The organism is Geodermatophilus sp. SYSU D01176 (assembly GCF_054050015.1).
In genome coordinates this window covers 142,678-156,828 of sequence record NZ_JBJGYN010000004.1, presented here as the reverse complement: position 1 = coordinate 156,828, position 14,151 = coordinate 142,678, and the positions used below count along the sequence as shown (strand labels likewise).

The 14,151-nt window shown below is 77.5% G+C and carries 13 protein-coding genes and 1 pseudogene; 6 read left to right on the top strand and 8 right to left on the bottom strand.

Annotation, left to right across the window (positions count from 1 at the left end):
- The first annotated feature begins 20 nt into the window (after nucleotides 1-20).
- The gene (locus tag ACI78Z_RS04550) at nucleotides 21-1,700 is read left to right on the top strand and encodes a flavodoxin domain-containing protein (RefSeq protein WP_457035330.1); all 1,680 of its coding nucleotides are present in this window, start codon (nucleotides 21-23) and stop codon (nucleotides 1,698-1,700) included.
- A gap of 68 nt (nucleotides 1,701-1,768) precedes the next feature.
- Here ACI78Z_RS04550 and ACI78Z_RS04545 read toward each other — a convergent pair whose 3' ends face one another.
- The 3 genes from ACI78Z_RS04545 to ACI78Z_RS04535 form a co-directional block, all read right to left on the bottom strand.
- Nucleotides 1,769-2,302 carry a flavodoxin domain-containing protein gene (locus ACI78Z_RS04545; protein ID WP_457035329.1) on the bottom strand — a complete coding sequence of 178 codons (534 nt, stop codon included), beginning with the start codon at nucleotides 2,300-2,302 and terminating at the stop codon, nucleotides 1,769-1,771.
- Between the two features lie 58 nt (nucleotides 2,303-2,360).
- Nucleotides 2,361-3,494 carry an Acg family FMN-binding oxidoreductase gene (locus ACI78Z_RS04540; protein ID WP_457035328.1) on the bottom strand — a complete coding sequence of 378 codons (1,134 nt, stop codon included), beginning with the start codon at nucleotides 3,492-3,494 and terminating at the stop codon, nucleotides 2,361-2,363.
- Between the two features lie 116 nt (nucleotides 3,495-3,610).
- Nucleotides 3,611-4,480, bottom strand: coding sequence for a hypothetical protein (locus ACI78Z_RS04535; protein WP_457035327.1), 870 nt, complete (start codon nucleotides 4,478-4,480; stop codon nucleotides 3,611-3,613).
- Nucleotides 4,481-4,648: 168 nt separating this feature from the next.
- On the opposite strand from ACI78Z_RS04535, the gene ACI78Z_RS04530 reads away from it, so the two are divergent.
- Nucleotides 4,649-5,152, top strand: a complete 504-nt coding sequence (locus ACI78Z_RS04530) for a hypothetical protein (RefSeq protein WP_457035326.1) — start codon at nucleotides 4,649-4,651, stop codon at nucleotides 5,150-5,152.
- A gap of 80 nt (nucleotides 5,153-5,232) precedes the next feature.
- Here the strand turns inward: ACI78Z_RS04530 and ACI78Z_RS04525 are convergent, their stop codons facing one another.
- The 4 genes from ACI78Z_RS04525 to ACI78Z_RS04510 form a co-directional block, all read right to left on the bottom strand.
- On the bottom strand, nucleotides 5,233-5,925 hold the full coding sequence (locus ACI78Z_RS04525; protein ID WP_457035325.1) for a phosphatase PAP2 family protein: 693 nt from the start codon (nucleotides 5,923-5,925) through the stop codon (nucleotides 5,233-5,235).
- Nucleotides 5,922-7,001, bottom strand: a complete 1,080-nt coding sequence (locus ACI78Z_RS04520; protein ID WP_457035324.1) for a lysylphosphatidylglycerol synthase transmembrane domain-containing protein — start codon at nucleotides 6,999-7,001, stop codon at nucleotides 5,922-5,924. Before ACI78Z_RS04520 ends, ACI78Z_RS04525 begins: the two co-directional genes overlap by 4 nt.
- On the bottom strand, nucleotides 6,998-9,409 hold the full coding sequence (locus ACI78Z_RS04515; RefSeq protein ID WP_457035323.1) for a phosphatase PAP2 family protein: 2,412 nt from the start codon (nucleotides 9,407-9,409) through the stop codon (nucleotides 6,998-7,000). Before ACI78Z_RS04515 ends, ACI78Z_RS04520 begins: the two co-directional genes overlap by 4 nt.
- An 80-nt stretch (nucleotides 9,410-9,489) precedes the next feature.
- Entirely contained in the window at nucleotides 9,490-9,705 is a 216-nt protein-coding gene (locus ACI78Z_RS04510) for a PLDc N-terminal domain-containing protein (RefSeq protein ID WP_457035322.1), read from the bottom strand.
- A 182-nt stretch (nucleotides 9,706-9,887) separates the two neighbouring features.
- Between ACI78Z_RS04510 and ACI78Z_RS04505 the strand changes: the two genes are divergently transcribed.
- Complete coding sequence (locus tag ACI78Z_RS04505) at nucleotides 9,888-10,193, top strand: hypothetical protein (RefSeq protein WP_457035321.1); 306 nt, start codon at nucleotides 9,888-9,890, stop codon at nucleotides 10,191-10,193.
- Nucleotides 10,194-10,218: 25 nt separating this feature from the next.
- Here the strand turns inward: ACI78Z_RS04505 and ACI78Z_RS04500 are convergent, their stop codons facing one another.
- Nucleotides 10,219-10,818: an Rv1733c family protein gene (locus ACI78Z_RS04500; RefSeq protein ID WP_457035320.1), complete on the bottom strand. Its 600-nt coding sequence runs from the start codon at nucleotides 10,816-10,818 to the stop codon at nucleotides 10,219-10,221.
- 279 nt (nucleotides 10,819-11,097) lie between these two features.
- Here ACI78Z_RS04500 and ACI78Z_RS04495 point away from each other — a divergent pair, with 279 nt between their 5' ends.
- The 3 genes and pseudogenes from ACI78Z_RS04495 to ACI78Z_RS04485 all read left to right on the top strand — a co-directional run.
- Nucleotides 11,098-12,693, top strand: coding sequence for a DUF4389 domain-containing protein (locus ACI78Z_RS04495; protein WP_457035319.1), 1,596 nt, complete (start codon nucleotides 11,098-11,100; stop codon nucleotides 12,691-12,693).
- Nucleotides 12,690-12,971 (top strand): hypothetical protein, encoded by a 282-nt coding sequence (locus ACI78Z_RS04490; protein WP_457035318.1) that lies wholly within the window; start codon nucleotides 12,690-12,692, stop codon nucleotides 12,969-12,971. The genes ACI78Z_RS04495 and ACI78Z_RS04490 overlap by 4 nt, the downstream gene beginning before the upstream one ends.
- A 6-nt stretch (nucleotides 12,972-12,977) precedes the next feature.
- A pseudogene (locus ACI78Z_RS04485) lies at nucleotides 12,978-13,760 on the top strand (wax ester/triacylglycerol synthase domain-containing protein); the annotation flags it as partial.
- Between the last annotated feature and the right edge of the window lie 391 nt (nucleotides 13,761-14,151).

The following is a 14,151-nucleotide window of genomic DNA, read 5'->3' as shown; positions in this document are numbered from 1 at the left end:
CGACGACCGACAGGACCGCCGTGGTGCTGTCCCTGAACGTCGGTTCCAGCTCGCTCAAGGCGGCGGTGCGCGACCCGGCCCTGCGGCTGCGGCTGCACGCCGCCGGTCTCGACGGGAGCGCCGGGCGCATCACGGTGGAGGTCCCCGGCTCACCCCTCGAGGACGCCGGCTCCTGCGCCGGGTGGGACGACGTCCTCGCCGCGGTCGCCGCGGCACTCGCCCGGCACGGCCTGCGGCCCGACGTCGTGGCGCACCGGATCGTCCACGGCAGCCCCGTGTTGCGCCGGGTAGCCCCGGCCGGCGGCGCACTGCTCGCCCGCCTGCGGGCCGAGGCCGACCTCGACCCGCTGCACCTGCCCCGGCAGCTGGACGTGGTCGACGCGGCGGGCCGGCAGTGGCCGCGGGCGCGGGTGGTGCTCGTCCCGGACAGCGGCGTCCACGACCGGCTGCCCGACGAGGCCGTGGCCCTGCCGCTGCCGGCGGACGCCCGCGGTGCGGGGCTGCGGCGGTGGGGGTTCCACGGGCTGGCCGTGCAGAGCGTCGTCGAGCTGGTGCCCGGCCTCGGTCGCGCCGTGGTGGTGCACCTGGGCAGCGGCTGCAGCGTCACCGCCGTCGACTCCGGGATCCCCCGGCACACGACCATGGCGCTCAGCCCGGCCGGGGGCGTGCCGTCGCTGACCCGCAGCGGCGACCTCGACCCGGAGGTCGTGCTCCGGCTCGTGCACCGCGAGGGCTCGACGGCGGCTGTCCGGGACCTGCTCAACCGGCGGTCGGGCGTCGCCGGGCTCTCCGGCGGCCGGACCGACCTGCGGGCCCTGCTCGAGGCGGAGGACGCGGCCGCGGACCTGGCGGTGCGGGTGTTCGTCCGGGACGTGGCCATGGCCGTCGCCGCCGCCGTGACGACCCTGGACGGCTGGGACTCGCTGGTGTTCACCGGTGGCATCGGGGTCAACTCGGCCGAGGTGCGCGAACGGGTCTGCGCGCGCCTGCTGCCGCTGCGTCCCGGCAGCACCCGGTTCCCCGGGTCGCCGAGCGAGCGGCTCGTGGCGACGGGGCTGCGCGTGCTCGCCGTCCCGGTCGACGAGGAGGCCGTGATGGACCGCCTGGCCCGGCTGGTGGACGTCCGGGAGGACCGGCTCCCTGCACGGTCGGACGGGCCCGGGGGGCAGGACGACGGCGGTGCCCCGACTCGGGTGCTGGTCGCGGCCGCCAGTCGGCACGGGGGGACGGAGGGCGTCGCGGAGGCGGTGGCCGAGGGGATCCGGCGGGCCGGGGGCGGAACCGTGGAGGTGCGCGCCGCGCGCGAGGTCGACTCCATCCGCGGCTACGACGCCGTCGTGGTCGGCAGCGCCGTCTACCACGGGCACTGGCTGGCGGAGGCCCGCGAGTTCGTCCTGCGCTGCGCCATCGACCTGTGGGACCGCCCGGTGTGGGCGTTCTCCAGCGGCCCGGTGGGGACGCCCCCTCGACCACCGGAGGAGTTGCTGGACGTCGGCGAGATGCTCACCCTGACGCGGTGCCGGGAGCACCGGGTGTTCCCCGGGCGGCTCGTGCGGTCCCTCCTCGGCCTCCCCGAGCGGGCCGTCGTCGCGGCCCTGCACGCACCGGAGGGCGACTTCCGCGACCTGCCGGCGGCCACGGCCTGGGGCGCCGCCATCGGCGCGTCCCTGGCCGCGCCGTCCGTCGTGGGCGGGCCCTGACCAGCGCCGCGTCCCCACCCGCCCGGGCGTCGCCGGGGGCGAGTCCCCCACGGGCAGCGGGTGCGGTGTCAGCGCGACGCCCCCGGCGTCGGGAGGTCGGCACCGGAGAGCGCCGCCGCGATCTCCGCTGCCCAGCTCCGGACGGCGTCCCAGTCCCGGAAGTCACCCACCGGGGCCCGCATCGCGGTCACCACGGCGCGTTCGGGGGCGCTCAGCCGCGCCGGCTCGAGCCGCCCGGGGAACACGCGGTGCCCGCGCGGAGCGAGCAGCGCGGTGAGCGTGGCGGTGTCGTACGGCTCGTCCGGCGGGTACGGCGGCGCGCCGATCGGGCCGCTGGAGAACAGCCACAGCGGCCGGGCCCGCAGGACGGCGGCGTGCCGGTGGGCGAGGTCCTTGGCCGGCTCCAGCCAGCTGCCGTGATAGACGGCGCTCCCGAGGACGACGGCGTCGTACGCGGCGGGGTCGGGTCGGTTCTCGGCGTGCAGGGCACCCGCGGTGAGCCCGGACTCCTGCAGCCGGCGGGCGAGCGCGTCGGCGATCTCGTGGGTCGACCCGTGCCTGCTCGCCGCCGTCACGAGCACCCGCGGCCGCGCCCGCGTCATCGCCTGCCACCCGGACGCCGGTGAGCGCGTCGGCCCGCCACAGGAGAGGAGAGGGACGTCAGATCCACGTCGTCCCCCCGCGGCCGTCGGACACCGGGCGGTGCGGGGGCCGGGGCTCCCGTCGTCCCGGCGGCCAGGTCGGTGGCGTCGGGACCGTCCGGACGCGGCGTGGCTCGGGCGGCCGGGTGCTGTTGCGGACGACGTCGCCGCGGCGTCGTCGCGGAGCCGCCACGAGGTCCTCGGCGTGCCCGATCCTCAGCAGCATCTGCGGGTGGGCGTCCCAGGTCAGGGCCGCCCGCAGCTGGGTGCGGGTGAGCGGGACCTCGATGGCCTGCGGGAGCGGGCTGGCCACCCAGCCGCGCCGGGTCAGCTCGAGCAGCACGTGCTGCAGCGCCTCACCGCACCGCAGCCAGCCGAGCGGGTGGTCGGCGCGGGTCGCCAGCAGCACCAGCGTGCGCTCGGCGCTGTCGCCGGGATCCGCGGGCAGCCTGCCCTCACCCCCGGTGTCGAAGTCCCGCTGCGGCATGTCGACGCGGAACAGGCCCTCCACGCGCGGGACCGCGGACACGGGCACGCCGTCGCCCTCCCCCGCCGGCCGGGTCGTCCAGTGCCGGATCTCGGCCCGGTAGGCGCGGTCGGCGTTCTGCAGCTCGTCGGCCTGCTGGGTCAGCCGGGCGACCAGACGGCGCTGGTCCTCCCGCAGCACCGGGACCAGCACCGTGTCCTCCGCTGCGGCGAGGGCCGCCAGCAGGCCGAGCAGGTCGTCGGGAACGGGGTCGCCGGTCAGCGGACGCCGGTTGGTCCGCCGGAGGGGGATGACCGCCTCGTACTCGGCGAGGGAGGCGTCGGGCGCACCCTCGACAGCGCGCACCACCGCCAGCAGGTCCGGGTCGTCGGGCCGCGGGAGACGGTCCACCGCCACGGCCCACCCGCGGGCCGACAGGGCGACGCGCAGGTCGAACAGCGCCGCCCCGACGCTCTGCGCCAGCTCGCGGCCGAGCGGATCCATGACGGTGAGCTGCCGGTTGCGGTCGGCACGCACCTCGACGCGGTCGGGACCCAGGACGAAGGTCCACGGCTGCGTGTTGTGCACCGAGGGAGCGAGCACCGCCTGGTCGACGGCTGCCTCGAGTGCGACGGTCCGGGCGTCCGCCCGGGGGGCGTACGGGAACGGGGTGGTGACGTGGTCCATGGCAGCTCCAGAGGCTCGGTACGCCAGGAGCCTCGGCCTGCGGCGCGGCCGGGCACAGGGTCGGTGGGTCCCGGACGGGAGGGACGGAGGTCCGTCGACCGCCTCGGGACGGTGGGTCAGTCCGTGGTGGTCGCCACGAGGTCGAGGATCACGCGCGGATCGCGGCGCAGAGCGCGGTCGAGGACGGCCTGAAGCACCCAGCGCACCTCGAACTCCGGCGTCCGGACGGTCGGCGCCGGGAGGTGGTCCGGCACGTGCAGGGTGAACGGCAGCCGCAGGACCTCGCCGGGCACGAGCTCGACGCGCTCCGCCGGCGGTACGGAGGCGACCGCGGTCGAGGTCTCGAGGTCCTCATGCAGCGGCTCCCCGGACCCGGCCGACACGTGCTCGACCATCAGGAGGTCCACGCGCACGCCGCGGGCGTGCCCGGGGACGATCGGGGCGACCGCGACCGTGCCCCTCACCGGGACCCCGCCGTGGAGCCGGCGCTGCGGCACGTCCTCGATGCCGAGGACGGCGGCCCCGGCGTCGTCCACCACGGGGAGTGCGTCCCCGAGCGAGGACGGGTCGGGCGCCAGGGGGACGTGGATGCCCCTCGTCGCCTCGACCGCGTGCTCCCCGGTCCGGAACCGCACCCGTACGGCGTAGTCCTGCTGGACCAGCCGGCCGGCCACGGAGGCCTCGCCACTCCCCGGGACGGGTAGCACGGCGTGCACGTGCTGGGTCTGCCCGGCCGCCAGGGAGCCCGGCGCACCGAGGTCCACCCGGCCGAGCACGGACTCCGTCCGCCTGCTCACGGTGGAGCGGGCGCCGTTCCAGTTCCGTTCCCGACGGGTGAGGGCCCGAGTGCGGACCAGCTCGGCCTCACCGCCGTCCACGAGGACGTCCCGCCCGGCCGCGAGGGACACGACGAGGTCCACCCGGCCGGCGTCGACGACGTCCGCTCGAACCACGTCGACCGCCAGGATCCCCGTGTGCATCCTCATGCCGCTCGCCCCTCTCCGTGGTCGGCCTGTCTCGGGCTCCGGCGATGCTCCGGGGCAGGCCGACTCCCCACACCGGTCGAAGGACGTCCGGGGTCGGGACCTCCGGCCCGTACGGGCCCCGCCGTGCTCTGCCAGCGTGGCCGTGACCGCCCGACACCTGGAGATCCCATGGCCGTGCCCCCTCCCGCTCCCGACCGCAGTGAGCGGCAGGTCCTCGCCTTCGCCCCGCCGTACGAGCGGGACGGGACGAGCGTGATCACCGCGACGGCGGCCCGAAGCCACACCGCGACCCGCGGCGCCGGGGTGGGCAGGGAGGGGAGCGGCTTCGACGCGGAGATGTCGGGCAGTCGCCCGATGGGCGCCTTCGTGCTCCGCGACGGCCGGGTGCGGTGGCACCCCGTCGTCGACGTCACCAAGGTCATCACCACGGCGGAGCTGGTGGTGGGCGGGGTGATCATCGCGCGCCGCCTGGCCGGCCGGCCCAGTGCGGCCAAGGCCACCGTGACCATGGGCCCCGGCGGCTGGGTCAGCATGAAGGGCGGCGCCATGGCGGTCCGGCCGGCCCGGCGGGCCTGGCGCCGTACCCGCCCTGCCGTGACGGGCCCCCTCCCGCGACGGCCGTGGTGGGCCCGGCTGCTCGCGGCCACCACACTGGAGTCGGTGCTGGGCTGACCCGGCGGCACGACGGTCCCGTGGGTGTGGCGGACCTCGGCCGTCCTCCGCCTGGTCCGGTTCCCGGTCGGGTCCAGCCCTCACGCCCCCCGGGCGGGCAGGGACGCACGGCTCCCCGTCCCGGGACGAGCGGCACCCCGGCCCGACGCCGGCACCCCGACCAGCAGGTTCAGCGCCGCGCCGATCGCCACGCCGAGGGCGGCGCCGCCCACGACGTCCAGCGGTGCGTGGGCGCCGAGGAACACCCGGGCCACCGCGTTCAGCAGCGCCAGGGCGACCAGGACGGCCAGCCAGCGCCGCCGCACGTAGGGAGCGAGCACGACGACGATGCCCGCGGTGATGACCGCGTGCCCGGAGGGATAGGCCACGCCGGCCGACGGCACGTCCCGCAGCACCACGTCGGAGAGGGTGCTCCCGGGCCGCTGCCGCTGGACCAGGCCCTTGACCACCTCGCCGTGCACCAGCAGCTTGAGCGGGACCAGCAGGGCCAGGGCGAGGACCAGCCGCCAGCGGCGCAGCGCCAGCGCGGGGATCGCCACCAGCAGCGGCATCCCCAGGACCCCGACCAGCTGGACCAGCCACAGGGGCTCCTCCAGCCAGTCCGGCCACTGGTTCACCCAGTCGAACACCGCCTCCTCGACGGGCCCGACGTCCCCCGAGGAGACCGCCCAGGAGCACAGCACCGTCAGCGCCGTGGCGACCAGCAGGGTGACGGCGTCGCTCCGGCGCCTCCCGTACCCCCTGGTCGTTCCCGGTGCCCGTCGCGGGCTCACGGGCCGGCCCCGACCGGTGCGGGCCGGTCGTGCCCCACGCCGTGCCGCCAGAGCAGCCACGTGACGACGCCCGTCGGGATGGGGAGGAACCAGGTGAGGAAGCGGAACAGCAGCACCGTTCCGGCGGCCGCGGCCGGGTCCACGCCGACGGCGGTCAGCCCGGCCACGTAGCTGAGCTCGGCGACCCCCAGGGCGCCCGGGGTGATCGGCACGAGCGTGACCAGGCGGGTGAGGGAGAAGACGGCCAGGACGACCACCCAGGGGACGTCCGTGCCCGGCCCCCCGACGGCGCGCAGGCACGTCAGCAGCACGAGGAACAGCGCCGCGTGGCTCCCGACCGCCGCGGCCGTGAGGTGCAGCCAGCGGTGCCGGACGAGGTCGAGGGAGTCGCTGCGGAACCGGTCGGTGCGCGCCACCCAGCCCGACGGCGGCCGGCGGCGCACCGCTCGAGCGGCCCGGCCGGCTGCCCGCTCGGCGGCCGCGGCCAGCACCGCGGCGGCCCGGCCGTGGCTCAGGACCGCCACGAGCGCGCCGACGCCGAGCAGGAGGACGCCGCTGCCGACGAGGGCGGCGGTGCCCAGCCAGGGGTCGACGTCCCCGACCAGCGCCACCCCGGCCAGCGCGACGGCGGGGGTGGCGAGCTTGACCAGGGTGTTCCAGACGCCGGTGAGCGCCACGGCACGGGTGATCGCCGCGGGCGAGAAGCCGAAGGAGTGGTACATCGCCACGTTGGTGCCGACGCCGAACGCGAAACCGACGGGGACGGTGTTCGAGACCGCCGTCGAGGCCTGGTCGGACAGCACCGCGCGACCGAGGGACAGCCCGGGCATCGCCGCCATCCAGAGCGGCGCGTAGGAGAACAGGTTGACCAGCGCGATCCCGCCGATGCCGGCGACCTCGAGCGCGGTGAGGTCGCGCACGAGTCCCCAGGCCGCGGAGTAGTCGGCGATCTGCGGCAGCACGCCGGCGAAGACCGCCACCACCACACCGACCGTCAGGACGGATCGCCCCACCGGCCCGGTGAGCACCTGGCGGAGTGGACGGCGCCGGTGGTCCGGGGGCGCGGCGGCGCTCATGCGCCGAAGCGGTGCTCGAACCGGGCGGTCAACAGTGCGCCGACCACGGCCGGGACCCAGAACACCAGCAGCCGGAAGACGAGCGCGGCGGCGCAGGCGCCGGCCAGCGGAGCCCCCAGTGTGGTGAGTGCCAGGACGAGAGCGACCTCGGCGGCGCCGGGTGCCGCGGTCACCGGTAGCACCGACCACAGCAGGTGCAGCCCGCCGTACACGGCCGCGGTGGCCAGCAACGGCACCGAGCCGCCCACGGCGTGCACCGCGGCGGCGAGGGCCGCGCCCTCCAGCGCCACACCGACCACCGTCCAGCCCAGCTGCGTGCCGCGCAGCCACGGGGCCCGGCGCGGGGCGGTGAGCCCGGCGCCCAGCACCCGGGTCACCTGGCGGCGCACGTGCGGACCGGTGTCCGCTCGGCGCGCGAGCCACTGGCCGGCCAGGACCAGCGCCCAGGCGCCGAGCCCCACCGCGACGGCGGGCACCAGCGCCTCGGGGGTCCGCCAGCCGCCGAGACGCCCCTCCACCAGTGCCAGCACCAGCGTGGCGACGGCGACGAGCACCGCGGCGACGATCGCGCCCGCGACGAACCGGTCGACCGCCCGACGCGACTCCTCGGGCGACACGCCGGCCCGCTCGAGGAACCGGGCGGCCGACCGGCGCCAGCCCTCGCCGCCGTGCAGCAACGACGCGGCCTCGGCCACCGTGGTCGCGCCGTAGGTGCGGCCCAGCGCCAGCCGGCGGTCCACGGTCATCAGCGCCGCGGCCGCGGTCGCCGCGCGGGCCAGGACGGCCAGCGCGAGGGCCGCACCCAGCCAGCGCCACCCGCCGCGCTCGACCGACTCCAGGAGCGCGGGCGCACCGGCCAGCAGCGGCACCCCGACGAGCACGAGGGCCGACCCGGCCGCCACGGCCAGCCGCGCGGCCGCCCCGGGTGGTCCGTACTCCGGGCGGTCCGGGTCGGGCAGGTCCAGCCGGCGGCGGATCGCTCCTCGCAGCAGGTCCAGCCGGGAGCGGTCCTCCCGGATCCCGGCCCGGGTGACCGCCGACAGGCTCATCGGAGTCAGCCCGGGCAGTGCCGCGGCGACGGCGTCGGGGCCGAGCGCGTCGACGGCGGAGTCCACGACCAGCGCGGGGTCGACCCGCAGGGCGAGGGAGGCCATGAGCTCGGCGACGTCATCGGCCAGCGCGTCGTCGTCCGCCCCGGTCTGCGCGTTGCCGAAGTCGACGACCCACGGCCGCCCCTGGGCGTCCACCAGGACGCTGGACGCCTCCAGGTCGTGGTGGGCGACCCGGGCGGCCCGCAGCAGCGCCACCTGGTGCCACACCCGGGCCAGCAGGTCCGGCGTGAGGTCGCCGGCCGGTAGCTCGTCGAGCCCCCGGCCGGTCACGTGGTCCTGCACGACCACCGCGCCTCGATCGGTGCCCCGTGCCAGCAGCACGGGCGGGGTGGACACCCCGCGCTGCCGGGCGGTCATCGCCGCGAACGCCTCGTGCTCGGCCTGCTGGCCCAGCGGGGCGATGGCGTCGGCGTCCTTCACGTCGCGGACGGCCAGCAGCCGCCAGAGCCGGTAGAGCCAGTCGCGCTCGGCCCGGTCGGGTTCGAGGAACTTCACGTACAGCCGCACGTCCCGCTCGTCGACCGCCTCGAACGGGTGCGAGCTGCGCGCCCGGACCGAGGCCGGCCGCAGCTCGCGGACCGGCAGGCCGAAGCGCTCGAGCAGCTGCTGCACCCGGGCGGCCGGCACCTCGCGCCGCGGCACGCCGAATGCCCAGTGCCCGAGCGAGCCGATCGCCCACCCGACGGCCAGCCCCCCGACGACGTCCAGCGGCAGGTGCGCGCCCACGTAGATGCGCCCCAGGGCCACCGTCCACGCCAGCGCCCACGCCACCCGCCGGCCCCGGCGGGACAGGTACGGCACGGCCGCGGTGGCCACCGCCGCGGCGACCGCGGAGTGCCCGGAGACGAACCCGAGGCCGGTCACCGGCCCCTCCGGGAAGTTGACCTCGACGACCAACCCCACCGGTCGCTCCCGCTGCACCACGCTCTTGACCAGGTCCGCGGCGACGTAGGCCAGGACGCCCGAGATCAGCACGTCCCGCGCCATCCGGAACCGGCGGGTCAGCGCGGCCCCCCCGGCGACGACCGGCACCGTGACGACGTTGCCCAGCTGCATCACCGCCCAGACGACCGGGAACAGCATCGCGGGCAGGTCGTTGACCAGCTGGAACAGGTCCCGCTCGAAGACCGGCAGCCGGCCCCGCTGGGCGACGAGGAAGCCCAGTCCCAGGACGGCGAGCCCGAGCGCCACCCGCACCAGGTCGACCGGGTGCCGCTGCACCGGCCGCGGTCCCGGCCGGCGTGGGCGGTCAGCTCGCTGTCCGGGGTCGGCGGTGGTGACCGCGCCGGAGGTCATGGTGGGAGTCCACACGCGGGGGGGCAGGCGGAGCAGGGTCTTCCGGTCCAGTCCGGTGTGCCTGGCGTCCCGGACGGGACTCAGCGTCGGCGGCCCCAGCGCAGGTAGGCCAGCGGGCCGATCCAGTTGACCGCGATCACCGCGGCCCACACGCCCTTGCGCCCGACCACCTCGGCCGGCCGGCGGCGGGCCAGGTCGGCCCAGGCGGGAACGGCCAGCGCAAGCTGGAGGGCGCCCGCAGTCAGCACCACGGTCCGCTGCCGCGGCCCCAGGTCACTCCAACGGCGCTGTGCCACCGCGGCCTCCCGTCGTCGTCGAGCGGTCCTGGTCAGCCTGCTCGGCCCGGGCGCGGGCCGGGAGGGGCGCAGGCCGCCGCGACCGCAGGGCGTCGGGCCTCCCGGGGCGGGACCTCGGGCCCTGCGGAGCGCCCGGCGCCGTGGGTGAGCCTGGGCTCACGAGCACCACCCGAGGAGATCCGATGACCACGCTCGACGGACCCGAGCAGCCCGCGGACCGGTCCGCCCGGCGGGAGCCCCGCGAGATGACCGAGGCGGAGAAGCGGATGGCGGAGTGGGAGGCCCGGCACGACGTGGCCGCACGCGGCCACCGCGCCGGCCCCGACGTCCTGCAGCACTACTTCGCCCACGAGCGGCTCACCCACCCCGAGCCGCGTGCCGAGGAGGTCCACGCGACCCCGTCGGAGCGACCCGCGCCGCGCTCCGGCCGGGCGGGGACGGCCGACCGCCCTCGCGGGTGGCTGCGCCGGCTCCTCCGCCGCCGGTAGGCAGAGTCCGGCCGGACTGGAGCCGTCAGGGCACCCGGCGACTCCAGGTCGGCTCGATCGCCGCCCACTCCCGGGTCCAGCGCCGGTCGCGCTGCCGGTCCAGCGCCCAGCACAGCACCGCGTACGCCGTCCCCACCGCCAGGGCGGAGCCCGCCCAGCCGAGGCCGACGAGGACGATCGTGCTGCGCATCACCTGCAACGTGGTCAAGGGCGTGGCGGCCGGGCGGCCGTCGGCGGTCGTCCAGGCGTCGACCGTGTCCCCGGCGCGCGTGCCGGCCGGGGCCCACACCCGCCCCTCCCCGGGGCTGCCGTCCGGTGCCGCCCACCGCACCGCCGTCTCGGGTCGCCCCCCACCCGAGCGGGCCTCCGGAACGGGTCGTGCGTCCTCGAGCGCGACCGCGGTCACCCGGATGCGCTCAGCAGCCTGCCGCTCCGCCATCGACTGCAGCTGCTCGTGGACGACGGTGCCGGCGGTGAGCGCCACCGGGACCGACACGAGGACGAGCAGGACGAGCACCAGCCGGGCGGCGAACTGCAGGCGGTCCGAGCTCCGCTTAAGTGGACCGCGGCCCAGCGTGAACGCCCGGACCCGGCGCCACGCAGGTGACGGGACCTCGGCAGCCATCGTGCGCTCCTCTCGCCGGGCCAGCCGGTACGGAGCGTCCTGGCACGGCAGCGCGGCGGCGAGGGGCGCAGGTCCCGTCCTCGGCGGCGGTGGACCCGTCGCGGCCGACCCCGCAGGTCCCGGTGGCGCGTGCACCGCACCGGCCAGGGACCTCCGGCCTGCCGTCCCATGGACCGAGGGCGGTGTCGGGGCCGCGGGAGCCGCCGAAGGCTCGAGGGCAGTCCGCCGACGGACGCCGTGACCGCGCGGTCCGAGCGGACGACGTCGAGGAGGAGTGCCGTGACCGAGACCCATCCCCCCTACCCGGTGCGGGTCGACGCGTCGATGGACGCGCCGCTGTCGCGCTGGCTGTGGCTGGTCAAGTGGTTCCTGTTGATCCCGCACTACGTCGTGCTGGCGTTCCTCTGGATCGCCTTCGTCGTGCTCACCGTGGTCGCCTGGTTCGCGATCCTCATCACCGGGCGCTACCCCCGGGCGCTGTTCGACTTCAACGTCGGGGTGCTCCGCTGGAGCTGGCGGGTGCACTACTACGGCTATTCCGCCCTGGGCACCGACAGGTACCCGCCGTTCACCCTCGCCGACGTGCCGGACTACCCGGCCCGGCTGGACGTCCCGTACCCCGAGCGGCTGTCCCGCGGGCTGGTGCTGGTCAAGTCGTGGCTGCTGGCCATCCCGCACTGGCTGGTGCTCGCCGTCTTCGCCGGCGGCGGCATCTGGATCAGCACGGGTTACGCGGACGAGGTGCGCTGGGACAGCAGCTGGGGCGCCGGCGGACTGATCGGGCTGCTGGCGCTCGTCGTCGGGATCGTGCTGCTGTTCACCGGGCGCTATCCGACGCCGCTGTACGACTTCATCCTCGGCATGGACCGGTGGGTGCTGCGGGTCGCGGCCTACGTGGCCCTGATGACCGACCGGTACCCGCCGTTCCGGCTCGACATGGGCGGCGCCGACCCCGGCACGCGACCCGTGGGCCCGACCGGGGGGCCGCCGCCGGTGAGCCCCGCGGCCCCGCCGCCGGCCACCGGTGTCCCCGTGCCGCAGCCCCCGCGGTACCGGACCCCGGAGCGGTGGACCGCCGGGCGGGTGGTGGCCGTCGTGGCCGGCGCGGTGCTGCTCCTGGCCGCCACGGGCCCGCTCGTCGGCGGCGTCGGGCTGGCGTGGGCCGACACGAGCCAGCGCGAGGACGGCTACGTCTGGTCCGCGACCGACGACCTCTCGACCGCCGGCCACGCGCTGGTCTCCGACGACATCACGCTGGACACCACCGGCGAGGAGTGGGTGGTCGACGAGTTCATCGGCGACGTCCGCGTCGAGGTCACCGCGGCCGAGCCCGCGACCGAGGTCTTCCTGGGCGTGGCCCGCGCCTCCGACGTCGACCGGTACCTGGCCGGTGTCGGGCACGGGCGGGTCGACGAACTCGGCCCGGACGGCGGTCCCGGCACCGCCACCGAGATCCGCGGCGGGGCACCGGCGTCCCTCCCCGGGGACGAGGACTTCTGGATCGCCCGGGCGCAGGGCACGGGCACCCAGACCCTGCAGTGGACGCCGTCGGACGGCGACTGGACGGTCGTGGTGATGCGCGCCGACGGCGCGGCGGGGCTGGACGTCGACGCGCGCGCCGGCGTCACGGTGCCCGCGCTGACGTGGATCTGGATCGGGCTGCTCGTGACCGGCGGGGTGCTCGCAGTCGTCGGGGCACTGCTCGTCGCGCTGGCCGTGCACGGGGCCCGCTCGGGTCCGGCCGGGCCGGCGTACGCGTCATACGGCCCGCCGCCGGCTCCGGCCCCCGGCCCGGCAGCGATGCCGCCGTTGCCGCGCCCGGCCCCGGCCGACACGCCGCAGGTCGGCACGACGACCCCGGGGAACGAGCGGTGACCCGCCGCCCGCGGGTCCGGTCCCGGTCCCGACAGCCGGACGTGCAGCTGCGGGCCGTGGCCCTGCGGGCCGCGGCGATGGGCGCGCTGGCCACCGGGGGACTGGCGGCCGGGGCGTTCGCCGTCGGCGCGCTCGCGGTCGGCGCGCTCGCCGTGGGTCGCCTGGCGCTCGGTCGCGCGGAGGTCGGGGACCTGCACATCGCGCGCCTGCACGTCGGCGAGCTGACCCTCGACCAGCCGCTGCGCGGGCCGGGGGTGGCCGGTCCAGCGGCGGGCTGACCGGCCGTGGGCCCGGTACGGAGCGGCGTCCTCCCGCCGGGACTGCCGTACCTGGTGGTGGGCTCCGGGCCGCCGCTGGTGTACCTCGGCGGGATCACGCCGGAGCGCCCCCGGCCGGCGTGGTCCGGCCGGGGGCAGCTCCTCGGTCCGGGCGCCGACCCGCTCGCGGTCGAGCGTGCGGTGGCCGAGCGGCTGGCAGCCGTGCCGCGGCTGCGCCAGCGGCTGCAGCGGGTGCCCCCGGGCAGGGGCCGACCGGTCTGGGTCGACGACCCATCCTCCGACGCCGGCCGGCACGTCCGGCGGATCCCGTGTCCCGCGCCGGGCGTGGAGCAGGCCCTGCTCGACGTGGCCGCCGCCGTCGCCACGGAGCCGCTGCCGCCGGACCGGCCGCTCTGGGCGGCGGTCGTGGTGACCGGACCGACCGGCGGCCGGATCGGCCGGGTGGTCGTGCTGCACCACCTGCTGGTGGACGGCGTCGGAGGGCTCGCGGTCCTGGCCTCCCTGGTCGACGGCGCGGCGCCCCCGCCCGCCGTCGACGGCTTCCCCCGCCCGCGGCCGTCCTGGCGGCGGCTGGCTGCCGACGCCGCGCGCTCGAGAGCCGTCGGCGCGGCCCGCTGGCGCACGACCGCCCGGCAGGCGCGGGCGGCGCTCACGGCCGCGGGCGGGATGGTGCCGCCGCGCGCCGCCGGCTGCTCGTTGCTGGCACGGACCGGACGGCACCGGCGCCTCGCCGTGGTCCGGGCCGACCTCGCCGCCCTCCGGGCCGCGGCGCACGACTGCGGCGGGACGGTGAACGACGCGCTGCTGGTCGCGGTGACCGGCGCACTCGCGGCGCTGCTCGCGGCACGGGGGGAGTCGGTCGACGGCCTGTCGGTGGCGGTCCCGGTGGCCGCCCGCCGGACGGCGCGGGTGGACGACCTGGGCAACGCGGTGACCCCGCTGGTGGTCGCCGTCCCGACCGGCGGGCCCCCGGCCGACCGGCTGCGCCGGTTCGCCGGCACCGTGCGGGCCGGGCGGGCGGCCGCCTCGGGCCCGCCGCTGATCGCCACGGCGGGGCGGCTGTTCCGGTTCCTGGCGACGACCGGCCTCTACCGCTGGTGGCTGCGGCGCCAGCGGCGGTTCCACACGCTGGTGAGCGACGTGCGCGGCCCCGACCGGCCGGTCACCCTGCGCCGGCGCA